The sequence below is a fragment of the Bacillus cereus group sp. MG4 genome (assembly GCF_040460055.1).
In the GTDB taxonomy this organism is placed as follows: Bacteria; Bacillota; Bacilli; order Bacillales; family Bacillaceae_G; genus Bacillus_A; species Bacillus_A wiedmannii.
Window position 1 is genome coordinate 4,208,489 of the sequence record NZ_JARVGZ010000001.1, and the last position, 24,577, is coordinate 4,233,065.

Consider the following 24,577-nt stretch of genomic DNA (forward strand, 5'->3'; position numbering starts at 1 on the left):
AGGAAAATGAAATATGGCAATGACAATAGATTTTAGAGATTTACATTATGCGGTTTTAAATGAAACATCAGATGGCAAATTTAATTATTCTGCACCAAAACGAATCGGTAAAACAGTTAGTGGTAAAGCATCACCTAAAGCGGAATCAGTAACTTTTTATGCTGAAGGTGGACCAGCAGCAACAGCTAGTGCATTTGGCGGAACAGAAATTGAATTAGAAGTTGATACATTACCTTTATCTGTTTATGCCGAATTGTTAGGTAAAAAGGTTGTAAAAGGTCAAGTTGTAGATAATACAAGTGATGTTCCTCCTTATGTAGCATTGCTATATCGTTTACCATACGACAACGGAAAAAATCTATATGTATGTTATTACAAAATGAAGTTTGAACTTCCAAGTGATGAACATAAAACAGCAGAAGACAAACCAACATTCCAAAGCGCAAAAATTAAAGGTAAGGCGATTCAACGTTCGGACGGTAACTGGAGACATCGATTAGATGAAGAGGAAGAAGGACACGATGCAGCAGTTGCAGCGAAGTGGTTTAAAGAAGTACCAGCTCCACCAATAGAAACGGCTCCACCAAGTGGGAAGTAATTAAGAAAAGGGATGGCGAAATGCCGTCCCTATTTTTATTAAGGAGGAAACAGATTATGAAAATCACATTACAAAATGCAGAAGGTAAAAAAGATTTCTATTTACCACAATTTATTCCAGGTTCAGCTACTTTTGAAGCGTCAACATTAGCTGATGAATTACAAGCAGAGTTAGTACCAAAAGAAACAATTGAAAGAGCCGCTAATTTTGTTGCCAGTGTGTACGGAAATCAATTTACAGCACAGGAATTTGTGGATGGCACTCATGTCTGGTTTTTAAGTCTTACTATTCATTCGGTTTGTTTAACAATTATGGGACGCTTAAATGATGCGATTAAGGTAATGGAAACGGTAGAAGATGCGAAAAAAAAGTTAATGGCACAACTAGAAATGAAACCGACGGAGGAAAAATCAAATATAGCGAAGCTGTAATTGATATTTATAACATATTGATGGATGCAGGTATGACACAAAATCAAATCAATGAAATGGATATTGCGTTTTACTTTACCTGTTTAGCGAGAAAACAAAAAGCAAATCGAGTGACAACAGCAGATAAAGTACCAATGTGGTTGTAAAGGTAGGTGAGAATTTGAATGGCACTAGGAGATAATACAATTGGTGGTCGTGTCCGTTTGGATACAGATCAATTCGAAAATGGGATTGCGGGCATTAATAGAAGTCTGAAAAGAATAGATGCTGAATTTCGTAACACGTCTGAGCAGTTACGTGGCGTTGGTTCTGAGATGGATCAATTGCAAAATAAGTCAAACCATCTAAATCAAAAGATTGAAGCGCAAACGCAAAAAATGAAGCATTATGAGCAAGCTTTGAGGACTTCGCAACAAAAACAACAAGAAATGCGCCAAAAATGTGAGCAGTTAGCTACATCTATGCAACAATTAGAACAAGAGATACAGCAAAGTACTCAGGCATACGGGAAAAATGCTCAAGAAACAAAAGATTTGCAAGCTCAATATAATCAATTACAGCAAGAATATAAGCAAGGTACACAGGCTTTACAAAGATTAACCGCTCAAGTTTCTAGAAATGATACTGCTTTTCATAACGCTTCAGCAGCTTTACATCGCTATCGTAATGAGCTAGGTGATACAGAAGAAAGAATAGAGCGATTGGGTAATGTTTCTGGAAGATTACGTGAGCGTATGAACGAAGTTGGAAACAGTATGCAAGAAACTGGTACGAAAGTGAGCCAAGGGTTTGGTGCAGCAGCAGTTGGCGTGGCGGCTGGAGTTGGAGCTTTAGTCGCAAATGCAAGTCAATTTGAAGAAGCAAACAAGAAGGTACAATCTGGTCTAGGATTAACAAGGGAAGAAAGTTTAAAGGTTAGTGCTGTAGCCAAAGAAGTATGGCGCGAAGGCTATGGGGAAGATTTAGCTAGTGTCAGTGATTCTTTAGTTAAAGTAAAGCGCAATATTAAGGATATTAATGATGATGATACTTTAAAACAAGTAACTCGTGATAGTGAAATCTTAGCAGAAACAATGGAATCAGATGTAAACGAGGTAACTCGTGGTGCAGCCCAATTAATGGGACGCTTTGGTTTATCTGGCCAACAAGCATTTGATTTATTAGCACAAGGTTCTGTAAAGGGTTTAAACTACTCAAATGAGCTATTTGATAATTTAAGTGAGTATGGTCCTTTGTTCCATGAAATGGGATTTAGTGCAGATGAAATGTTCACAATTCTCATTAACGGTTCGAAAAATGGCGCATATAACTTGGATTATGTGAATGACGTTGTAAAAGAATTTGGTATCCGTGTAAAAGATGGTAGTAAGTCCACAACAGAAGCAATGGGTCAAATGAGTAAAGAAACGCAAAAAGTTTGGAAAGCGATGCTAGAAGGAAAAGCGACTTCCAAAGATGTTTTTAATGCTGTTTTAAATGAGTTACGAACAACGGATGATCAAATGAAAGTGAATCAGTTAGGCGTTGCACTTTTCGGCGTGAAATGGGAAGACCTTGAAGCTACTACTATGTTATCACTAAATAATATGGAAACGGGTTTAGGAAACTATAGTGGTGCCATGAATAAAATGGTTGACGGTTACGATACAAGCGCAAAGCAATGGAAATCTGTAACTAGAGAACTACAAATTGCTTTGGAACCACTTGGTAAAGTTATTTTAGATATTGCTAAGCAAGCTATACCAGAATTAAAAGAATCTATAAAAGGCGTCGCGGATTGGTTCAACGGGTTAGATGATAGCTCTAAAAAAGTATATGGAACAGCTTTGTTACTAGCCCCAGCAGTTATGGGAGTAGTAAGTGCGCTTGGGTTCCTTTCTTTTGGTATTGGTGCAATTATAGCAAATCCGATTGTAGCCACAATTGGCGGAGTTGTAATTGGACTTGGTGCTTTAGGTTTTGCTTTCGCAGATGCCGGTAAAAAAGCGCAAAAAGCAGAAGAAGACAGCCGGAAATTTGGTGAGGGTGTAAGCGAAGGTACAAAAAAAGCAATTGAAGGCTACGTAAACTTAAAAGAAAAAGCTTTTAAAACATTAGACGAAATCCCAGTACTTACTGGAGATAAAGCAAAAGAAGCTGTACAACGTGCTCATGATGAGTTCGGGAAATTAGCTGACGAAGCGATTCAAGCAATAAATAAAGATAAAGGTAAATTTCAAGCTCATTTAGATAGTTGGTTTTCTGGCGAAACCGATCCCGCTGTACAACGTGCAAAAGAGAAAATTTTAAATAACCAAATGGAAGTGTATAAGGCGCAAGAAGAAGCTGTTATTAAGGCGAATGAGAAGATTCAAAATTTACTTAAACAATACAATGGCCAAATTTATAAAATGAGTGCAGCGGACAAAGAAGTGTTTCTTACGGCTTTGAAAGCAATTGATGCTGAAGTAGGAAAATCAGCAGCTAAAAGTGTGGATGAAATTCAAAAAATCGGAAAAGCTATGGATAATTTTAACAAAAATACGTCCGTTGAAACCATTAAAGGCAAAGTAAAAGAATTAGGTTCGGAGTATACAAAACTTACAAATGATTTAGATAAAGCAAGACAAAAAGAAATTGAATTCGCTAAAAGTCACATTAAAGATTCTGAAGACCAAAAAGTAACAATTGCTCAAATCAATAAAAAATACTCTGAACAGTCCGTCCTTATAACAAAAGGGTATGAGCAACAACTTCAACAAGCGCAAAAAGTGTTAGAATCCAAAGGTGTTGAGATGGATTTAACAACAGGTATTACGAAGGCTGAAACTGAGAAAATTAAAATTCAGGGCCGAGGATTCGGAGAGTATGTTAAGAATTCCAAAATCATTGAAAGCAAAAATGAGAATCTGTTCAAGCGACTTCAAGATAGAGCTTCAAAAGAAGCTGATCTGAGAAAGAAAAGTGCTGATGAAGTAAAAACATATGGAGAGTCATTAATTGCAAATTCCAATATCGTTTATGATAATCTTTTCCAGTCAACTCGTGAAAAATCTATTGAAGTTGCAAATGATATCGCAAAAACATTTGAAGATGGAAGTAAAACGATTGATTTAGGCGAGCAAGGTTGGGTTGCAGTAGAAGAATTCGTTGATGGAATTAAATCTGGTAAGTACAAGGTCCAAGATGTAGCCATTGCAATCATAAACACTATGAGGTCAGAAATGGGTAATAAACCATTGACACCAGAAGGTATTAAAGTCATGACTTCATTTACTGATGGTTTTAAACAGATGAATATTGGGGAGGTCGCATCTAAGTTAAACTTAGATTTAAAGAAAAACCTTGATATAGATTTAGGACCACTTGGAAAAATGAAGACTACACAATTTGTAAATGGATTACACGAGGGCACAGTAGGTATTGACGCTGTGTTTATTTTTTTTCAACAACAGTTATCTAAATTAACAGCAGCAGATTTAGCGCAAGACGGCACTCGTATCATGGCTACGTTAAAAACTGGTATGGAAACAGGATTTATTAATGTACAAGACGTGCTCAATACATTGGGAGTTAATATTGAAGATAAGACTAAGTACAACTTAGGGCCAAATGGAGAAGTGACAATCGCGTCTCTTGTTCAAGGTTTACACAATGGGAAGTTTAATATAGATCAGGCGCTTGAAGTTATTAGACAAATGGTTGTACAAAAAACAAACATTGATACAACTCAGCAAGGGGCAGCTATTCCGCAAAGTACCGCAGATGGAATTCGTCAAAATGGAGGTCAACCTGTTCAAGCCGCAGAGGAAGTTAAGCAAGGTGTGGAGCAAACGCTGGGATCTACAACAGATGGAAACGGTGGAGCAATGTCTACCTTGCTTATGAGGCAATTCATGGCTCAAAATAAGCCTGGAATTGTCGGAGAAGCTAGTGGAATCAAACAAGGCGTAGAGCAACAATTAGGAAGCACAACTGATAATAATGGTGGTAATAACTCAACTTCTATGATGTTCAATAACATTATGAATAATAAGGGTAATGTCAATGGAGCGGCATTAGGGGTGAAACAAAGTGTAGAAAATACTTTAGGATCAACCACAGACGGAAATGGCGGCGCATCTTCTACTCTTCTTATGCAACGACTCATTAACGGGAATAAAGGAAATGTAGTCGGAGCAGCTAGTAATGTTAAATTAGGTGTAGAGGGGATGTTAGGAAGTGCAACCGATGGTGGGGGCGGTTCGAAAGCTGGTAATAAGTTTGTTGATGATTTAGGATCGAAACGTGGAGCGGCACAAGGGAGTGGAGCGAATGTTGCTGGTGGAGGTTTGAATGGACTCGGGTCCATTATTGCCAATTCCGTGGGGCTTGCATTCGCACAAGGTTTCGCAATTGGTATGGATGGGGCGTTTAACCAAGTGAGGGCGAAGGCAGCATCGTTAGCCAATACAGCATTTAACGCGTTAACTGCTACGCTTAATGTAAACTCACCATCTAAGCTTACAAGGGATAAAGGTGGTATGCCATTTGGTGAAGGTTTTGCATTAGGTATTCAAAAGTCGGCTCCTATGGCTGAAAAAGAAAGTAAAGAAATGGGTAACAAAGCAAATGCAGCTCTGGTAAATGAATTGAAATTAAATAGTGAATCCAATAAGTTGAGATTCTCTGGTGTTCGTATGGCACAGGGAATTGCGATAGGTATTAAAAGCCAATATTCTGTTGTGCGAGATGCATTGCAAGATACAGTAACAGGAGCTATGGATAGTATTCGTTCTATAAAACCAGAAGAAATATTTAGTTTCCAAGGTGATGATCCATTAACAAAGTATTTTAATGCGATCTTTGTCGATGGAGATTGGCAAAACGATTGGATTACACATATTCCAGAAAATATGCGTGATATGGTAAGAGAAATTGGACGTCAAATGGAACGATTCGAGGGACTTTCAAGTCAAGATGTGGGGAGTCTTTCCAGATGGAGAGAAGTGTTATCTGATAATCCTAATGTTATTCAATATAGACCTGACAATGATAATCCGGATAAGCAACCATATACAAAGTCAGGACCAACATATATAGAAATTCCCGTCATACTGGAAGGAAGGGAAATAGCACGTGTGAGCCATCCGTATGTAACTGAATATCAAAATAGAGCACAAGCAAGAAACTCAGTCTTTTAGATTTGGGTTTCTTTTCTTTTGTGTAAAAGGAGGTAAGGTAAACAATGAGTTCCTTTGAATTTAATGGAGAACGAAAAAGTTATATTTACATTCAAAGAGGGTGGAATCCTCCAACGTGGGCGCCTTTAAGGAGGAATTTCCTGAAAACCCCCGGATATCCAGGTGCAAGGTTATTAAGTACAGATACTGAACCTCGACCTCTTTTCGTCCCTGTGGGGATTATTGTGCCAAATGAAACAGATTTAGAAACAGTAAAAGAAGAAATAACGGAGTGGCTTATTACTGAAAATCCAGCAGAACTGATTTTTGATGTAATGCCTGATAGAACATATATGGCCGTTATAGATGAAGATTTTGATATTGATAAATTTGTGGATATCGGACAAGGCACTTTGAAATTTATTTGTCCCATGCCGTATAAGTTAGGAAATGAGCAAACGGTTGATTTTGAAGATGATGGCCGAGGATTAATTGCCAATGTCCAAAACAAAGGATCTGTGCATTCAAATCCGATTATTGAAATTGATATTACAAAACCAAATACTTTTTTAGATGTATGGTTTGAAGATAAATATTCAAAAGAGCCGGATTATTTCCGTATTGGATTTCCATTAAAAATGGAGCAATTGCCTGTAGAAAGAAATCAACGTCTTATATGGGATGACATGTCTACAACTGTAGGGTGGAGTAAGGTTAGTTCTATGGAAGACGGTAATCCAGTTGGTGACATGAAAACAGATAGTTATCAATTCTATTGTTCGGACTATGGCTCGGGTAATGGATGGCATGGGGCAGCGGTTAAAAAGAGTATCCCTGGTGGGCCAGTAGAAGATTTTATTATGCAAGCCCACGTTACATGTAAAAGTAAAAAAATCAATGAAATGGGACGAGTTGAGATAGCGATACTTGATGAAAACAGCAAGGTTCTTTCAAAGATTGCTATGAACGACCTCTACTGGCAAGCTGAACAAAATTTTGGGACAATGGTAATTGGATATGATAATAAGCCTGGAAAAACAGGTTTAATTTATGAGAGTGGTGATTATCCCAATACGTGGAATCAGTATTATGGTAGGTTGTGGATTGCTAGAACGGGCAATGATTGGGAAGCGTATATTTCAAAGTTTCTTCCTGGAACAGAAAAAGATGATGCAGAGCGCTTTGCAAGATGGACCGATAAAGACAATAAACATATGGAAAAAGCAGCTCAAATACAGATTAGTATCATGCAGTGGCAAGATGTTCCGCCAGTAGAAGCGATGACAGTTTCTGATTTGAAATTTTGGAAAGTGAATTTAAATAATCAAAATACACCGCCTTATATAGTTGATGTTGGTGACAAAGTCGTGATTGATACAGAAAATAGTCATGTCAGCATTGAAGGGAAAAACGCTATTAACATAAAAGATATTTTTAGTAATTTTCCTGTTATCAATAAAGGTAAGAATAAACTTGAAATCATGCCTTCCGATATAGGAACAGCCAAGGTTACATATAGGGAGCGATTTAGATGAGAACACCAAATGGGATGCTTCATGTTGTTGATTTCAAAACAGATCAGATTGTATCAGCTATTCAATCTAAGGACTATTGTGAGGATAAACGCCATTGGGAAATCAAAAACAACATTGATATGTTAGAATTTAAAACTTTTGATGGCACTCCACATGCAGTTACCTTACAACAACAGAACGTAGTATTAAAGGAAGTACGTGATGGTCGGATTGTTCCGTATATTATCCATAATGAAGTAGAAAAAGAATCTAATGATAGAACGATTACTATACATGCTGCTGGCGCTTGGGTTCAAATAGCCAAGGATGGGTTCATTAAACCACAACGTATAGAGAGCGAAACAGTTAATACATTTATTGATATGGCTCTCGCGGATTCAAAATGGCAACGGGGAAAAACAGATTATTCTTCATTCCGTACGATGACTATTGATGAATTTATAGATCCGCTCACTTTTTTAAAGAAAATCGCTACTTTGTTTGAGTTAGAAATCCAATATCGTGTCGAAGTAGTAGGTTCTCAAATTACGGGTTGGTATGTCGATATGGTAAAGAAACGTGGCCGAGATATAGGAAAAGAAGTCGTGTTAGGGAAAGATTTAATTGGTGTGAGACGTATTGAGCATTCCAGAGATATTTGTACAGCACTTGTCGGTTTTGTACGAGACGAAGGTGATAAACTTATCACAATCGAAAGCATCAATAATGGACTTCCTTACATTATTGATAATGATGCGTTCCAAAGGTGGAATGAGCACGGAAAGCATAAATTTGGTTTCTATACACCAGAAACAGAAGAGAATATTACACCGGAACGTTTACTGACTCTTATGAAAACAGAGTTAGCCAAACGGGTATCTTCTGTTTCTTACGAGGTTCAAGCACAGAGTATAGGGCGTGTATTTGGACTAGCTCACGAGTTAATTAATGAAGGTGATACAATTCGTATTAAAGATACTGGATTTACACCTAAACTGTATTTAGAAGCGCGCGTTATCGCTGGTGATGAATCATTTACGGACCCTTCACAGGATGAATACGTGTTTGGCGATTATCGTGAAATTACTGATGCGAACGAAGAGTTAAGAAAAATGTACAATAGGATCCGTGCTACTTTAGGGAATAAAGCGAATAAAGAATTGTTAGATAGATTAGAAGAACTTGTACAAGAGACTGATAGAAAAGTAAATGAAGTACAGAAAGATTCGCAAGCAACAAAAAAATTAGCAGAAAAAGTTCAAGAAAACTTGAAGAATAATACTGTTAATATCATTGAATCTAAGCAGCCACCTACAGCGAATCTTCAAATTGGTAAAACAATATGGAAAGATATTAGTAACGGTAAACCTGGTATTTTAAAAGTGTGGAATGTTAAAGGGTGGGAGCTTCTTATTCCTGATGTGGAGTCAGTTAAGAAAGATACACTGGAGCAGGTTAATAAGGATATCAAACTCACAAAAGAAGAATTAGATAAGAAAGTGGAAGAAGCTCAAAAAGAGACAACTGGAAAATACAACAAAGTAACAGAAGGCCTTCAAGAAGTTACGAGAACTATTTCTTCTGTACAAAATTCACAGGATGATATAGATAAAAAAGTGACTAGCTTACAGCAGACTAACGAAAGGTTCACTAAATCTATTGAGGCATTAACACGAGAAAGTGGTGAAATCAATAATAAACTAAATATAGTGGAGGATACAGTTGAAGGTACAAAACAAATTATTGCTGATGTGAAACAAACAACAAACGATTTAACAAAAACAACAAATGAAATAAAGAATACGGCCACTTCAAATAAGCAGACCATTGAACAATTACAAACCGATATGAGTAACATTTCTGTAGGATCAATTAATCTAGCAAGCGATTCGGAAACAGGGTTAAACAAACAGAATATGACTGGAACATGGTCAGAGAGTAAGCAAATGACTCTTTCCGATAAGATTAATTACAGAAACAAAACATTTACGATGTCCTTCTTATTCACTGGAAAAATGACAAAATTCAATACAAATCCTTGGTTTGGTGTGGAAACAGCGATAACGTATACAGATGGAGAGCAAGAATGGAAGTCCATACGCGTAGACTCGAAATTAAAGGTAAATGTGGATTATAAAGATGAACCGCTATCAATTACATTTAAAACAAAAGATAAGGACGTAACTCAAGTTAGATTTTACTACTCGGGGCGTAATATTGACGGGAATTTAAACTCTCATCATGCGAAATTTGAAGAAGGAAATATTCGAACTACATGGCATCTTTCCAATGAAGAAGTTACTTCTAAAGTAGCATTCACGAAAAAAACAACCGAGATTGAGCAAAGTGTGAAGGGAATCAAAGAAACCATAACAGATGTAGAAAATAATCAGAGTGGATTTGATAAACGTGTAACAAAGGTAGAGAAAACCGCGGATAGTATTTCGCAAAACGTAGGTCAGGTGCAAGAAATACAAACTCAGCAAGGGAAAACGCTTAGTGAGGCTAATTCAAAGATAGAACAACATAGTAAAGCATTGGAAATGCAGTTAAAAATGAAAGATGTTGAGGATTATGTAGGTGGTATAGGGAATCAAACTGTATTACGGAATGTTCTTTGGAAAAATGATACAAAATATTGGATACTTCAATCAGGCACAACAAGAGATACAACTATTTTATATAAGGGTTGTAATACCCTTCGTACAATCTCAGCAGGAAATACAACAGACGTATACAGAGGTGCAACACATGAAGTTATAAATGCCGGACCTGGTTGGAATTACGTTTTCTCAGCATATTTTTATACTGATAATAAATCTAGTATCGATAGTGGCGCGAGAATGGAACTGAAATGTTTAGATGCAAATGGAAATGTGTTAAAGCAATACGGACAAGAGATTGCTTTAACACAAGGAATGTGGGTAAGACATCATGTGTTTGGTCTACTTGTAGAAGGAACGAAAAAAGTACAAGTACAATACTGGCTGCGTAGAAATGGGAGACTGTGGGCAGCGCAACCGATGTTACAGATCGGTGATAAACCTTCTTCATTTCAGGAGAATCCTGTTGATATTGTCGATAAAGATAAAATACTAGAAGAATTGGGAGATAGAATTGCTACCGAAGAATTTAATCAAAAAATTACTGACTTAACACGAACTATCAAACAAGATACAGAAGGAATTGTAATTGAGTCTATAAAAAGGGAGACATATTCAAAAACAGAAGCAGGAGAAAAATTTGCTGATAAAGGTTATGTCAAAGAGATGGGCTCTAAGTTACAGGTACTAGACGACGGTATCCTAGCACAAATTTTAAAGGATGGTATTGTTACTGCTCTCAATATGTCTCCTGGGAAAATTACAATCAATGCTGCAAAACTAGATATTAATGCAGATACAATGGTCAAATGGTTAACGGCAAAAGGTATTGATACGAATCTTATTCGAATTGACGGTGACAAGGTGACCATTGATAAAGATGGTGTAACTGTTAAAATGCTAGACTTCCTATTCCAAGATGAATGGGGCACAAAGACAACTGCGGTATCAAGACGAAACCTAATAGCAGATCCAGATTTTTCTAGTGTTACAAAGAAAAACATTGGACATTCAGATTATTATGGGTTTGAAGGTGGATACGGTCTTACTTGGAGGTCATGGGGAAATGTAGTGATAGAAAAGAATACACATATATTTGATTACGAGCAAATGGTAAATGCTGCAAGGGTAGATATGTATAACTATCCAGAAACAGTCGTGAATAATGGAATACATCCTGGTAACGAATATACAGTTTCTGCGCACTTTAGAACGTCCATGATAAATGGTGTACGTAAAACAGGGAAACCACGTTTACAAGTATGCTGCGTTACATTCCGAGACAATGTAAGTTACGATATATGGAATGAACAAAAAATGGACTTTCCTGAACCGTCTACCTATTATGGAGAAATCAGAAGATATTCTTTCACTTTCAAAGTGCCGACAAACTATATTCCGCAACAACACGCATTGATTATTAAAGTTTGTTCTGGAAATGCTGACATGAGACAAGGTACAGCACTTTGTGTAAGTGGTGTAACGTTATACAGTGGCAAATATGCATCTATGTATAATTGGGATCGTGCTGCAGCAGAAAGAGCAGATGGTATTCAGCCGTTTAACGCACTTGCTGTAGGTGGTGTGAATAATAATATAACTCCATCACCAGACGGACAAACGTTTGATATAAGTACTGAAAAAGAAGTGAAAATCTTTAGGAGTATACGAGCAATGCAAGGGATTAACTTAGGTGGCGGTGGATTCCAACAATGGGGTCATATTCGTTTTACAGACGGTAATATGGGATCAGGTTTTTATGCGAGTACTCCAAGTGGTTGGAAATTTAATGCACTTGGATAGAAAGGAGAAATAAGAATGAATGAAAATCAAATGATGCCACTACAAGCAGGTGAAAGCTTCCCTTTTATGGGGAGGCTGGTGGATGCAGAGCGTACAGATACAGGGGTTTTTGTTCAAATACCTGCTGATATGTTAAATAATGCAGGTCTTCTAAACGGTGTTAGCAGGGTTGAAGTATGGAGAGAGATGGATGGGACAGTAAAGTTTCGAATTGCTACGCTGTGTGAAATATGTAAACGCGGAGCGCGTTTGTACCCACTAGATATGGGATTTGCGAAAAAGAATATTTGTTTAGAGTGTTATACATCACTTACAGGGAATTACCCATCTCAAGAACCACCAGCGAACGAAAACGCAATACAAATAGAGAAGGATCTATAGACTGTTTTTTATTTACGAAAAAGAGGTGTATATCTTGTGAAATCTAATTATTATTCTGTGAGTGATAAAAAAGAATTGAATGAAATGTATACATTAGCGCATAAAATCCTAGAAAAAATTAAATCACAAAACAATAATAAACCTTTAAAAGAAACACATTTTCATTATTTATCACAAGCTATTGAATATTGGAAAATACAAAATGAAGAATAAACAAAAATAGTGCAGGAGCAGCAATAGCTGGTCTTTTTTATTTTGTACAAAATAGGGCTTTGATTCAATTCATCAATCAAGAGGAGTGATTTCACTTCTCTTTTTATTTTGAGGAGATGATCAGTGTGAAACGAATAGTAGACCAAGTAATTTATGAAAAGCATGTTAGCCAAGAAAATAAAAACCTAGTCAAAGATTTTCTCATTGAAAAGAAATCACAAGGGAAAGCGGCAAGCACTTTACAGCAATACAATTGGGATTTGCGAATTATTTTGTTTCTAATACATCAACACTTTGAAAATAAAAATCTGGTTGAATTAACACGTAAAGATATTCGAAATTTATCTATTATTTTTCAAGAGATGGGAATGTCTAATGCGCGTGTAAATGGATTGATGAGCGCTTTACGTTCAGCACTTGAGTTTTGTGCGGATGATGATGACTATGATTATGAATTTAATGTAGGTTCACGGGTACGTGGTTTACCTAAGAACCCGATTAGAGAAATTACATTTATTACTGAGGATCAGATTAATTGGTTAATTGATGAATTACTTGAGCAAGAAAAATATATGTTAGCAACGTATTTAGCACTTTCTTATTACAGTGCAGCTAGAAAGAATGAGGTATACCAGGTTCAAAAAGAAGGGCTGACAGAACAATATTATACAAATGTGGTAAGAGGAAAACGCGGTAAGAAGTTTAGATTATATTACAATCACCGGGTGCAGAAATGCATTCGTTTATATATAAATCAACGAGGTAAGGATACTATTCCAGATTTGTTTGTGCGTGTTTATAAGAATGGTGAGAGAAAAAGATTGAACAAAAGTGTATTTAATTATTGGTGCGACATATTTGCTAAGATGCTGAACGAAAAGGAAGGGAAGGAATTTAAAATGAATCCACACTGTTTCCGACATAGCAGACTAGATAATTTGAAAGTACAAGGAGTACCACTTGAAAAACTAAAATCACTCGCTAACCATTCTGATATTTCCACAACTGAATCTTATCTAAAAGATAGAAGTGAGGAAGATATTGCAGAGATATTTGGAATGGACCCAAGTTGCTTTGCAGCTTAAAAAGGAGAGGGAAAGATGGATCGTATTGATGTACTATTGAAAACATTTATAGCTACATTTGGTGGCTTCTGTGGGTATTTCTTGGGAGGATGGGATGCAACATTGAAAGTCTTAGTGACGATGGCAGTTATTGATTATTTAACTGGCATGATTGCAGCAGGTTATAACGGAGAATTAAAAAGCAAAGTTGGTTTCAAAGGCATCGCCAAAAAGGTGGTGCTTTTTATTTTGGTCGGTGCGGCCGCCCAGCTCGATACAGTACTTGGAAGTAACAATGCAATTCGTGAAGCGACAATCTTTTTTTTCATGGGGAATGAATTGCTTTCACTTTTAGAAAACGCTGGACGAATGGGTATCCCACTCCCGCAACCATTAACAAATGCAGTTGAAATTTTAGGTGGCAAACAAAAACAAGAAGAGAAAAAAGGAGATGTTCAATAATGAGACACATTGTAGATATTTCAAAATGGAATGGTGATATTAACTGGCCTGTGGCAAAACAATACATTGATTTCATCATCGCTCGTGTACAAGATGGTTCGAATTATGTAGATCCATTATATAAAGGATATGTACAATCCATGAAGCAACATGGTATTCCTTTTGGTAACTACGCATTCTGTCGTTTCGTTTCTGAGAATGACGCACGTGTAGAAGCTCGAGACTTCTGGAATCGCGGAGATAAGAGCGCAACAGTCTGGGTGGCTGATGTAGAAGTGAAAACAATGGATGATATGCGAGCAGGTACACAGGCTTTTATCGATGAATTACGTCGATTGGGTGCTCAAAAAGTTGGTTTATATGTTGGCCACCATATGTATGCTCCATTCGGAATGGCAAATGTAAAATCTGACTTTGTATGGATTCCTCGATATGGCGGAAATAGACCAGCTTATCCATGTGATATCTGGCAATACACTGAAACAGGAAATGTACCTGGTATTGGAAAGTGTGATTTGAATGAATTAATTGGAAGCAAGTCGTTAGATTGGTTTACAAATAAATCGTATAAAGAAGAAGGAGTGGAGATTATCGTGAACAAACATAATAAGGTGGTTACTTATGAATTTGGTGTAAATTTAATTCCTGAAATGATTCAAATGATGGATAAGCTTGGATACACTTCAAAAATTGTTTCCCGCGGAGATCGTCAGGGGCTTGTTTATTTCGAGTCGGATTATCGTCAAGGTAGCGAGCTAGATAAAGCAACAGCGTGGTTGGATGCTAAAGGATTAAAGTATTACTATACAAAAGAATAATTTTATTACAATGAATAATAAAAACCAGAGTACTCTTGTGGGGTGCTCTGGTTACATAGGATGCTATATAAAAAGGGAACGTGTTAATTGCATTGTATGCAGCAACATGTTGAAATATGAGAAAAAGCAATCCAGGGTGGTGAGGCCGGATTGCTTTTTCTGTATATAGAAAGGCATCATGCCAGGAGCAATTTAATATATGCTTCTAAAGTACGTAATGTTCCATCAAAATAAAAAGGCACCTTCCCCAGCTGAAGGTGCCTCATGTGGTGATTCTCTAGATGTATAAATAATATATCCAATATTAGTGAAGGATAGAACTTATTATTGACCGATAAATGTATATGTTAAATATATTTTTACAAAAGAATAGTTTTATTAAAATGAATAATAAAAACCAGAGCGCTCTTGTGGAGTGCTCTGGTCACATGGGATGATTAACATATGAGAGAAACGTGTTTATTTCATTTTTATGTAGTAACATGCTGGAATATGAGAAAAAGACACTCTCCTTGTTGAAAGTGTCTTTTCCTTTGTGGATTCTCCGATGACATTCTTAATATATGCATGGGAAAATATTATATAACTGTAAAATAAAAAGACGCCTCCTTTAGGAAAGCGTCCGGTTTATATAAATTTCTCTCGGTGTCTGTTTCATTATATGCTGTGTGGGAATGATTATTACATTCTCATGATGGTTTTATAAAAAGCTTCAGCTTGGTCTTCCCCGTGAGTTAACAAAGTTAAGTACTCATCAAAAAAATCGAAGATTAGAGAAACTTGATGATCTCGTAATTTCATATGATTGACAACGTACATCGTACCTTGAGCGGCAAGATCGTCGGTATAAGCCTTTTTCTTACTCATCCATTCCTTCCACATTACTAAAGCACGTTCAATACATTTTTTATCAGATGCAAAACGTTCAAACTCCCGTTTTGTAAGCATATATATCTAATCTCCTTGTTCTTCCAACATTTCTCTATAGGTGTTCTTATAAAAATCAAATAGTCCCTGATTATTTAATTCTTGAAGGGTATGATCTATCACAGTAGTTGTAATCGGTTGTGAAAAGCCAGCAGCAATAGCTGGTAGCTCTATTCTCTCTGAATAATAGCAAATGTAGGCCAAGTCGTATTCTTTGAATTTTTGCATACCATTCTCCTTTCTGCTCTTCTCAATGGAAGGTTAATAAACATGGGCTTTAAGGATTAGTAGAATAAATGAAAAGAAAGGCTCGCGAAAATAGAATCCGGTGTCAATACAGCAGTATGTTTCATAAATTCCCTTCTTAAAATTATTATACAATACCTGAAATGATAAACAATTAAATAATTTGAAATTTAATTGGGATATACAAACTATAAACCTACCCTAATAATCTTCAGTATTTAATACAAGCCCATTTCATCAGCTTCTTCTTTAGATATTTTTAGCTCATTTTCGGGAATGAAAGTGTGCCTCGTTGTATAGGTTTTTGTAGAAGGTTCCTTGGACTTATCCTCTTCTAACCAATTATAAAAAAGCAATTTGGTATGTGGTTTTGACGCATCAGAATTACTTGTGTTAGCTTTTTTTGGTATTTTAGATATTTTAATGTTATCGCTGTATATCTTTGAAAATAAAGCTTGTACAGTGTCTGTAAGAGTGCCGTTGTATTTTAGGAATCTATCAACTTTACTTAGCGCATTTAATGCAAGACAAAATAAATTCTTATCACAATTGCTACCCACACGTAAACCGATAATAGATGCATTTATTTTTAAATTATTGTGATAAGTACCAGATTTAATTGTATGGTACATCATTTCTTGAAATTCATTCACATAGTACGTATGGACTCTTTCGAACTCTTTTTGTATATCATTTTGAGCTTCTTCTAATTCATTTTCAATTGATTCCATTAAGGATACTCTATCATTATTTTTTTCTTGTTTTAAAGAATTAAAAGAGTTAATAGAGTTATTATAGTTAGAACTCGTTTTTTCGGTCTCTAGCCCTACAGCTTCAATGGTTTTAGTGTTTTTCTGTTCTGCAACCTGTCCTGCATTTAGTTCTGCAATTTGTTCTGTATCTATATAAAATACTTCTTTCATGATAACTGGAAAATTAGGGTGCATTTTTAATACAAATACATATTTATTTTTGCCATCAGCTAATCCAGCCACTACGATTTCACCCGTTTCTTTTAATGCACGGACAGTCGTATGAACGGTTCTTACAGAGCATTTGTTTTTGGATGCTAGTGTTTCAGAAGAGATTTTGCATATACCATTCCCTGAAAGCATAAATAAAATATAATCCATAACTTCTTTTCGCTTAGAGCGCGCAGGAAATAAACTTTCAAAACTTTGATTTGCATCGTTGACACGATTTCTAATAGCGTCAATTATTTCGTTTTTCTTGTGAGAGCTTAATCTGTTTTGCTGCATGTATTTTTGAATATCTTTATTATAGGCTGTGATTTTTTTCATAAGGGCTCGTCTCCTCCGAAAATAAAAAAGCAACAGTATGCCACAAAATGTAAGCAAACTGTTGCGGAGGAACCCTTATGTACGATAAAATAAGGTACATAGAGAGTTACAGCAAGTGTTTGCCTAGTGTGATTAGGCGGACGGTTAATGAAGTGGTGGTACACTTTATTAACACGCTGTGCTCTTTTATTTGTTTTTAATTGATTTAATATCGCGGTAACGATTTGGTCACAAAAAAGTAAAATAATGTACTTATTGTACTTTTTTAATGTAGTGCAAAATGCTTATATATCAACGTTTCTTGTTAAAATTCATTTGTTCGTTTACATAGATTATAGAAGCGTGGTGTATATACGGGCGGGATATTAGAATACTTTATGGAACAAGATTTATATTTTCCATATGTAATCGGTGTATCAGCTGGTGCTTGTCATGCAGCGTCGTATCTTTCCAGACAAAGAAATAGAAATAAAACGGTCAATATTGATTATGCATCACACCCACAATATTTATCATATAAAAACTTATGGAGAAAACGTCAGCTATTTGATATGGATTTCATTTTTCATGAGATTCCAGAAAAGCATGTACCGTTTGATTTTGAAACATACTTTAATAGCCCAGAGCGTTTCCTTGTAGGGACGACGGATTGTGAAACAGGAAGGTCTATTTATTTTGAAAAAGAAGGAACGAATGATGATGCACTAAATTTATTACAAGCATCTAGTTCATTACCTTTCATTGCACCAGTAGTAAATTACCGAGGTAAGCAATTGTTAGATGGCGGGATTTCTGATCCGATTCCAGTTCGTAAAGCACAGGAAGATGGGTTTAAAAAATCAGTCGTTATCTTGACGAGAAACCATGGTTATGCGAAGAAAAAATCAAAATTTGGCTGGATTGCATCGAAAGCTTATAAAAAATATCCGAACCTTGTTAACACGATGTTGAATCGTTATGAAGTGTATAATGAAACACTTCACTACATTGAAAAAGAAGAACAAGCTGGGAATTTATTTGTTATTCGTCCGGAAGTGCCGCTTCAAGTAGATCGTATGGAAAAAGATACAGCAAAACTACAAAATTTATATGAGCAAGGCTATGAAGATGCAAAGAGACAATTTGTAGATTTACAGGCGTTCTTGCAACGATAATAATTAGGCTGTGGAGAAGACTTTTGTATGATTGTTGCAAAAGGAAAGTAGAGCATCGAATTCGATGCTCTACTTTTTTATTTATGAAAAAATCCCTCTTTATGAGGGATTTTAATGTGGTAAGAAAACTAATTGATAAGCGAACAAGATTCCGAATACATACACAAGTGGGTGAACAGAACGGAATTTACCTTTTGCGACTTTCATAAGTGGGTATGAAATAAATCCAAGTGCGATACCTGTTGCGATACTTGATGTAAGTGGCATGCTTAATATTACTAAGAATGCTGGGAATGCTTCATCAAATGCATCCCAATCAATGTGGCGAACTGATCCCATCATAAGACTACCAACGATAATTAATGATGGTGCAGTAATAGCTGATACACCAGAAACAGCACTTACTAATGGTCCGAAGAATGCTGCTAGTGCGAATAAAACAGCTACTGTAACAGTGGTTAAACCAGTACGACCACCAGCTGCAACACCAGCAGATGATTCAATGTAAGCTGTTGATGGTGTTGTTCCGAACATAGAACCGATTGTTGCTGAGAATGAGTCAGATAGAAGAGCTCGTCCAGCTTTTGGAAGCTTTCCGTCTTTCATAAATCCACCTTGTTGAGCAACGCCAAGTAATGTACCTGTTGTATCGAATAATGTAACAAGGAAGAATGAAAATACAACGCCGTATAATCCGTAGTTAATTACATCAGATACAGCAGTAATTGGATTGGAAACGATGATTCCTTCTGGTAATCCAGGCATTGATGTAACGCCGTTTGAGAATGTTAATTGTCCTGTGAAGTAAGCGATAATACCAGTTAATAGCATTCCAATAAATAGTGCACCATTTACATTTAAAGACATAAGGACAATTGTAATTCCAAGTCCAGCTAATGCTAGTAGTACTGGAGCAGAGTGAAGATCACCAAGTCCAACTAAGTTTGCTTCATTTTTTGTAACGATACCTGTTAAACGTAAACCGATAAAGGCGATGAAAAGACCGATACCAGCAGTAATTGCATGTTTTAAGTTTTCAGGAATTGCTTCCATTAATTTTGTACGGAAAGATGTGAATGATAACAAAATTAAAATCATACCTGCTACGAATACAGCAGAGAATGCAATTGCGAAAGTCATGCCTTCATGAGCTTTTACAACAGAGTAAGAGAAGTAAGCATTTAATCCCATACCTGGTGCAATTGCGATTGGTAAGTTTGTAAAGATCGCCATAAATAATGTTCCGACAACAGCAGCGATAATTGTTGCTGTAAATGCTTGTTCAAATGGAACTCCTGCATCTCCAAGGATGACAGGGTTTACGACAATGATATATGCCATTGTTAAGAAGGTAATAATACCTGCCATAATTTCAGTTTTAATAGAAGTTTTATGTTTTGAAAGGTTAAACATATAAACATCCTTTCTGTTTACGAATAATTTTCACAACAGTTATATATAATATTCGTTTTTTAACTATTTTGCAATAGTTTTGCATAAAAAGTTTATAACAATTCATATTTTGTGTCTTAAATTCGAATATTAATCGTAAACTGATGTGCGAATTTCAGTTTTTATTGTGCGCATTATAAGGAAAAGGAGTTGAAAGAAGCTATGCCACAGCAAAAAAACTTTGTAACAATGCCTGCGCAACATCAAAATAAACAGCCTGGTATTGAATCATTAATGAATCCACTTCCGCAGTTTGAAGATTCAAATTATAAAGGAAGTGAAAAGTTAAAAGGAAAAAATATATTAATTACAGGAGGAGACAGTGGGATTGGAAGAGCTGTTTCCATCGCTTTTGCAAAAGAGGGAGCAAATATCGCGATTGCTTATTTAGATGAAGATGGAGATGCAAATGAGACGAAACAACATGTAGAACAAGAAGGGGTAAAGTGTGTGTTGTTGCCGGGTGATTTAAGTAATGAACAGCATTGTAAAGATATTGTAGAAGAGACCGTTCGGCAGCTAGGTAGTTTGAATGTCTTAGTAAATAATGTCGCGCAGCAATATCCGCAGCAAGGATTAGAGTATATTACAGCAGAACAGCTAGAAAAGACTTTTCGTATTAATATTTTTTCTTATTTTCACGTTACGAAAGCAGCACTTTCTCATTTAAAGCAAGGCGATGTCATTATAAACACGGCGTCTATCGTTGCATATGAAGGAAATGAAACGTTAATTGATTACTCGGCAACGAAAGGAGCAATCGTAGCTTTTACAAGATCACTTTCTCAGTCGTTAGTGCAAAGAGGAATTCGTGTAAATGGTGTTGCGCCGGGACCAATTTGGACACCACTTATCCCGTCAAGCTTTGATGAGAAGAAAGTCTCTCAGTTTGGAAGCAATGTCCCGATGCAAAGACCTGGTCAACCATATGAATTAGCGCCAGCATACGTATACTTAGCGTCTGGCGATTCATCCTATGTTACCGGACAAATGATACATGTAAATGGGGGCGTTATTGTAAATGGATAGTTTTCATTTATAAGAGCAAAGTAAAGCTAATTCCACTTATTATATTGAGCGCTAGGGGAGGGATATAGATGAAAAAATTATGTTTCGTCATACTATTATTTTTCATCCTACCGGTTAGTGCTTTTGCTGATACAGATCATCTAATATTAGTGAATCTTACGACAAACCAATTATCTTTTTTTGAAAATGGAAATTATACAAAGACATTCCCCGTAACAACTGGAAGAGACCGTACACCTACGCCTGAAGGTAGTTTTTGTATTATAACTAAATTTAAAAATAAAGAATATCATCGAAAAAAAATAGCTGGGGGTGCACCGAATAATCCTCTCGGTACGCGTTGGTTAGGTTTGGATAAAAAGGAGTACGCGATTCATGGAACAAATCGGGAATGGACGATTGGAAGCCGAGAATCGAATGGCTGTATTCGCATGCATGACAGGGATATACAATGGTTATATGACCGAGTCCAATTGCAAACAAAAGTGATCATTTCTCGCTTTCATACGAGCCCCGAATATGAAGCGAATAAGCTTGGTTACCGCGTCGTGAGCTGGAATGGTCGTAAAGTAGAAGAAGAGCAAATTGGCATGCTTACGTTAGTAGACCGTGCCGATATATATTGGCAAGAACCAAATGGGCAGTTAACAAAAGTGAAAACGGTATTGCCAAACGAAAGATATCCAGTGTATTCAAAACGAAAAGATGGAATATATTATATAGGAAACAATTTGTATATTGTGGATGAAACAGGAGAAAAAATTCGTTATGAGCAAATTCCTTCTTCGGTTTTAAGTAATATATATAAACGGAAATATAATGTTCCGTTATAGGCTACCGTATTATAGACGGTAGCTTATTTCTACTTCGAGTTTAACTGCAACTATTGTATTTTGCTGAATATAATACAGTACAGATAGGGGGACGGTTACATTATGAAAAGTGAATTTGCTTTTAAAATTTTCTTAGTAACGACCTGTTTATTTATCGTGTATTTGTATGCGTTTCTCGTTTTTTCTTTTTATGTTCCATATGTTGATTTAATATTGTTCTTCGGATTTATTTGGGCATTTGTGAAAGCAAGAGAAGGAGAGAAGAGTATATATCGGCGCATTACCTTATGTGGGACAGTTGTTCTCGTTATTTTGTACTTTTTTATCATGCATGATTTTTGGAGAGGAATGTAAAAAAGCATACGAGTACTCGTATGCTTTTTTTGTTTAATATTTTGGCTTAAATGTATGACAACAAGTCTCTACACTCGTTGTTACAGAACTTTCTAGCGTCTCGTTTGTTACAACCGCGCTTGTATATGAATCATTTGTATCCGAACCAGTTTCTTGTGCATCTGGTTGAACAATGATTGCACTAGCTTGACAAAAGTTACCTTGTCCCCAAAATGAGCAATTGGAAACAGAGCATTTCACTTCTGGCATAAAACCCCCTCCTTATACATTAGTTTGGGACTTTACGCCCATTTCATGTGTAGAAGGAGTTTCCTTTTCTCGTTATTTCTTCGTTTGCTCAAGCCATTCTTTTAATTTGTCTTTCGGCTGTTCACCACTAATACGGCTTACTTCTTTGCCATCTTTAAAGTGAATGATTGTTGGAGTTCCTTTAATTTTATATTCATCCCAAGGAACATCTAGTTTTTCAATATCCATAACTTTCATATCGACGTTCAAGTCTTTAGCCATTGGTACTACGACAGGAGATAGCTTTTGACAATGAACGCAAGATGTTTGATAAAAGTATACTGTTTCTTCTTTTTTCTCTTTTAAATTCTTTTGAAGATCTGAAAGAGAGATTTTATTTGTGTAGTAGTCAGGGCCATTGGTCTTACTATCAGTAGGATTATCAATTTTTTGGCTAGTAGCGTTTTTTTCTTCCATTTGTGTGACAGCGAAAATTGCTACAAACAAGGCGATAATAATACCACCAAATATAAGCATTTTTTTCATTTGTTCATCTCCTTATTTGTTTTTTATTACAATAAAACTACAAACAGCGATTGTAATAAAGCCGATAAGTGCTAAAAACGGGATTGTAATAAAACCAAACCAGTTTATGAATTCTCCGGTGCAAGGTACACGGCCGCAAGCTGCCCCAGCTGCTGAAAATGCAGCGACTTTTTGAATTGCATAGTGATATAAAGAAATACAAGCACCAATACTTGCAATTGGTAAAGAATAACTTGCGATGCGATAATCTTTCTTTGCTACAGCGATACCAAGCCATAAAACGAATGGATACATAATAATACGTTGATACCAACAAAGTACACAAGGCTCAAATTTCATGATTTCGGAAAAATAAAGACTTCCTAGTGTAGCGATAAAAGAAGCTCCCCATGCGGTAAGTAAAGCATATTCTTGCTTTTTTTCTCGTCCCATATTTTATACCTCTCTTATAATAGTTACATACTAAATTATAGTATGAAGTGGCACAGAAAAGAAAGAAAAAATATGTTTATCAATAAAAGTTTTATAAGGAAAAACTTTTATTGATATCGATATTTAAAAAAGCGCCATTCTCCTGAAGAGAATAGCGCTATATTTTACATTTGAATTTGCTCTACTTCTTCTATATGTGACTTTTGGGATGCGTGGTCAATATATTGAAATAGGAGCTGCAATTGTTTATCAACTTCTGGCATTTCTTTACTGTATTGATAAGCGTGTAAAAAATGTTCAATACGCTTAGAAAATAGTTGATCGTTCGTTTGAACCATAAGAACGAGTAATTTATCCCAATTACAGCTATATGTGTAATAGAGAGCTTTGTCATAGTCGTTATATGTTTGCACTGTGTACCCTCCTTACTGAGGAGTTATATATAGTGTGTGACAAGTAAGGAGAAATACACTTGAAAGAATTTGTTAAGAAAAAAAGTGAATGAAACGAAAAAACGAGGTGTATCCTCGTTTTTAAGCTTTTGGCATTGGCGTAGGTGTTGGTTTTCCGTATCCTTCTTTATACTTATTGTCAATATAGTTGCGAATTTCCAGCGTTGATTTTCCTTTTTGTTTCATGGAAGCAGATTCAACTGCGATTTCTAGGCAATTGACGCAAGTCGTTGCATGGGAATCCCAAACAACTTCACCATTCTTTTTAATTTCACGAATAAAGCAATTTTTATTATTTTTATGTCCTACACTCTCACCGCAACCGCAGTAACATGGAATCCAATCTAATAGCTCTGCATTTTGCCCAGCGACAGTGTAGATATCTTTCATTTGTGGATCAAGCTTGTCTAGGAAGGTAGGAAGTGTGTCGACTCCTTTTGTTTTCTCTTGAATGTCAGCTTGCTGAGTGTGCGATGCATGGTCGTGCTCTTCTTTTGATTCAGATGATTTTTTTTCATTTGTACCACTGCTTCCGCATCCAGCAAGAATTAAACTCAGTACTGCAAGTAAAGAAAATACATATTTCTTCATACGC

At 36.2% G+C, this 24,577-nt stretch carries 22 protein-coding genes and 1 pseudogene; 14 read left to right on the top strand and 9 right to left on the bottom strand.

The window, feature by feature from the left end; genetic code table 11:
* Positions 1-13 precede the first annotated feature (13 nt).
* The 10 genes from QCI41_RS22075 (at position 14) to QCI41_RS22120 (ending at position 15,028) form a co-directional block, all read left to right on the top strand.
* Entirely contained in the window at positions 14-598 is a 585-nt protein-coding gene (locus QCI41_RS22075; protein ID WP_001251819.1) for a major tail protein, read from the top strand.
* 56 nt (positions 599-654) lie between these two features.
* A complete protein-coding gene (gene gpG, locus QCI41_RS22080) occupies positions 655-1,029 on the top strand; it encodes a phage tail assembly chaperone G (protein WP_000705181.1) in 375 nt (124 codons plus the stop codon).
* A gap of 164 nt (positions 1,030-1,193) precedes the next feature.
* Positions 1,194-6,191: a phage tail tape measure protein gene (locus tag QCI41_RS22085; protein WP_353836685.1), complete on the top strand. Its 4,998-nt coding sequence runs from the start codon at positions 1,194-1,196 to the stop codon at positions 6,189-6,191.
* Positions 6,192-6,235: 44 nt separating this feature from the next.
* Positions 6,236-7,705, top strand: a complete 1,470-nt coding sequence (locus QCI41_RS22090) for a distal tail protein Dit (protein WP_353836684.1) — start codon at positions 6,236-6,238, stop codon at positions 7,703-7,705.
* Positions 7,702-12,090: a phage tail spike protein gene (locus tag QCI41_RS22095; RefSeq protein ID WP_353836683.1), complete on the top strand. Its 4,389-nt coding sequence runs from the start codon at positions 7,702-7,704 to the stop codon at positions 12,088-12,090. The genes QCI41_RS22090 and QCI41_RS22095 overlap by 4 nt, the downstream gene beginning before the upstream one ends.
* A 15-nt stretch (positions 12,091-12,105) precedes the next feature.
* Positions 12,106-12,471: a hypothetical protein gene (locus QCI41_RS22100; protein WP_353836682.1), complete on the top strand. Its 366-nt coding sequence runs from the start codon at positions 12,106-12,108 to the stop codon at positions 12,469-12,471.
* 36 nt (positions 12,472-12,507) lie between these two features.
* Complete coding sequence (locus tag QCI41_RS22105) at positions 12,508-12,684, top strand: hypothetical protein (RefSeq protein WP_353836681.1); 177 nt, start codon at positions 12,508-12,510, stop codon at positions 12,682-12,684.
* A 125-nt stretch (positions 12,685-12,809) separates the two neighbouring features.
* A complete protein-coding gene (locus tag QCI41_RS22110; RefSeq protein WP_144489264.1) occupies positions 12,810-13,769 on the top strand; it encodes a tyrosine-type recombinase/integrase in 960 nt (319 codons plus the stop codon).
* Between the two features lie 15 nt (positions 13,770-13,784).
* On the top strand, positions 13,785-14,210 hold the full coding sequence (locus QCI41_RS22115) for a phage holin family protein (protein ID WP_000373895.1): 426 nt from the start codon (positions 13,785-13,787) through the stop codon (positions 14,208-14,210).
* The gene (locus QCI41_RS22120) at positions 14,210-15,028 is read left to right on the top strand and encodes a GH25 family lysozyme (protein WP_353836680.1); all 819 of its coding nucleotides are present in this window, start codon (positions 14,210-14,212) and stop codon (positions 15,026-15,028) included. Before QCI41_RS22115 ends, QCI41_RS22120 begins: the two co-directional genes overlap by 1 nt.
* Before the next feature lie 681 nt (positions 15,029-15,709).
* Here the strand turns inward: QCI41_RS22120 and QCI41_RS22125 are convergent.
* From QCI41_RS22125 to QCI41_RS22135, 3 genes are all read right to left on the bottom strand, one after another.
* The gene (locus QCI41_RS22125; RefSeq protein WP_016109846.1) at positions 15,710-15,976 is read right to left on the bottom strand and encodes a hypothetical protein; all 267 of its coding nucleotides are present in this window, start codon (positions 15,974-15,976) and stop codon (positions 15,710-15,712) included.
* Positions 15,977-15,982: 6 nt separating this feature from the next.
* Positions 15,983-16,183: a hypothetical protein gene (locus QCI41_RS22130; protein ID WP_098223082.1), complete on the bottom strand. Its 201-nt coding sequence runs from the start codon at positions 16,181-16,183 to the stop codon at positions 15,983-15,985.
* Positions 16,184-16,419: 236 nt separating this feature from the next.
* Positions 16,420-17,502, bottom strand: coding sequence for an HTH domain-containing protein (locus tag QCI41_RS22135; protein WP_098223083.1), 1,083 nt, complete (start codon positions 17,500-17,502; stop codon positions 16,420-16,422).
* A gap of 341 nt (positions 17,503-17,843) precedes the next feature.
* Here QCI41_RS22135 and QCI41_RS22140 point away from each other — a divergent pair.
* Positions 17,844-18,656: pseudogene (locus QCI41_RS22140) on the top strand (patatin-like phospholipase family protein); the annotation flags it as partial.
* Between the two features lie 111 nt (positions 18,657-18,767).
* Here QCI41_RS22140 and QCI41_RS22145 read toward each other — a convergent pair.
* Positions 18,768-20,069, bottom strand: a complete 1,302-nt coding sequence (locus tag QCI41_RS22145; RefSeq protein WP_000482733.1) for an NCS2 family permease — start codon at positions 20,067-20,069, stop codon at positions 18,768-18,770.
* 201 nt (positions 20,070-20,270) lie between these two features.
* Here QCI41_RS22145 and QCI41_RS22150 point away from each other — a divergent pair, with 201 nt between their 5' ends.
* The 3 genes from QCI41_RS22150 to QCI41_RS22160 all read left to right on the top strand — a co-directional run bounded on the left by QCI41_RS22150 (position 20,271) and on the right by QCI41_RS22160 (position 22,324).
* The gene (locus QCI41_RS22150; RefSeq protein WP_353836679.1) at positions 20,271-21,137 is read left to right on the top strand and encodes an SDR family oxidoreductase; all 867 of its coding nucleotides are present in this window, start codon (positions 20,271-20,273) and stop codon (positions 21,135-21,137) included.
* Positions 21,138-21,205: 68 nt separating this feature from the next.
* Positions 21,206-21,970 carry a L,D-transpeptidase gene (locus tag QCI41_RS22155; protein WP_046960268.1) on the top strand — a complete coding sequence of 255 codons (765 nt, stop codon included), beginning with the start codon at positions 21,206-21,208 and terminating at the stop codon, positions 21,968-21,970.
* A gap of 102 nt (positions 21,971-22,072) precedes the next feature.
* Entirely contained in the window at positions 22,073-22,324 is a 252-nt protein-coding gene (locus tag QCI41_RS22160) for a hypothetical protein (RefSeq protein ID WP_000834190.1), read from the top strand.
* Between the two features lie 33 nt (positions 22,325-22,357).
* On the opposite strand, the gene QCI41_RS22165 is transcribed toward QCI41_RS22160, so the two are convergent.
* From QCI41_RS22165 to QCI41_RS22185, 5 genes are all read right to left on the bottom strand, one after another.
* Positions 22,358-22,573, bottom strand: a complete 216-nt coding sequence (locus QCI41_RS22165) for a DUF1540 domain-containing protein (RefSeq protein ID WP_353836678.1) — start codon at positions 22,571-22,573, stop codon at positions 22,358-22,360.
* 72 nt (positions 22,574-22,645) lie between these two features.
* A complete protein-coding gene (locus QCI41_RS22170; protein ID WP_088121333.1) occupies positions 22,646-23,098 on the bottom strand; it encodes a thioredoxin family protein in 453 nt (150 codons plus the stop codon).
* A 12-nt stretch (positions 23,099-23,110) separates the two neighbouring features.
* Entirely contained in the window at positions 23,111-23,530 is a 420-nt protein-coding gene (locus tag QCI41_RS22175; RefSeq protein ID WP_000532270.1) for a disulfide formation protein C, read from the bottom strand.
* Between the two features lie 164 nt (positions 23,531-23,694).
* Positions 23,695-23,943: a YhdB family protein gene (locus QCI41_RS22180; RefSeq protein ID WP_001195461.1), complete on the bottom strand. Its 249-nt coding sequence runs from the start codon at positions 23,941-23,943 to the stop codon at positions 23,695-23,697.
* Between the two features lie 120 nt (positions 23,944-24,063).
* Positions 24,064-24,573 carry a PCYCGC domain-containing protein gene (locus QCI41_RS22185; RefSeq protein ID WP_000761021.1) on the bottom strand — a complete coding sequence of 170 codons (510 nt, stop codon included), beginning with the start codon at positions 24,571-24,573 and terminating at the stop codon, positions 24,064-24,066.
* Positions 24,574-24,577: the final 4 nt, after the last annotated feature.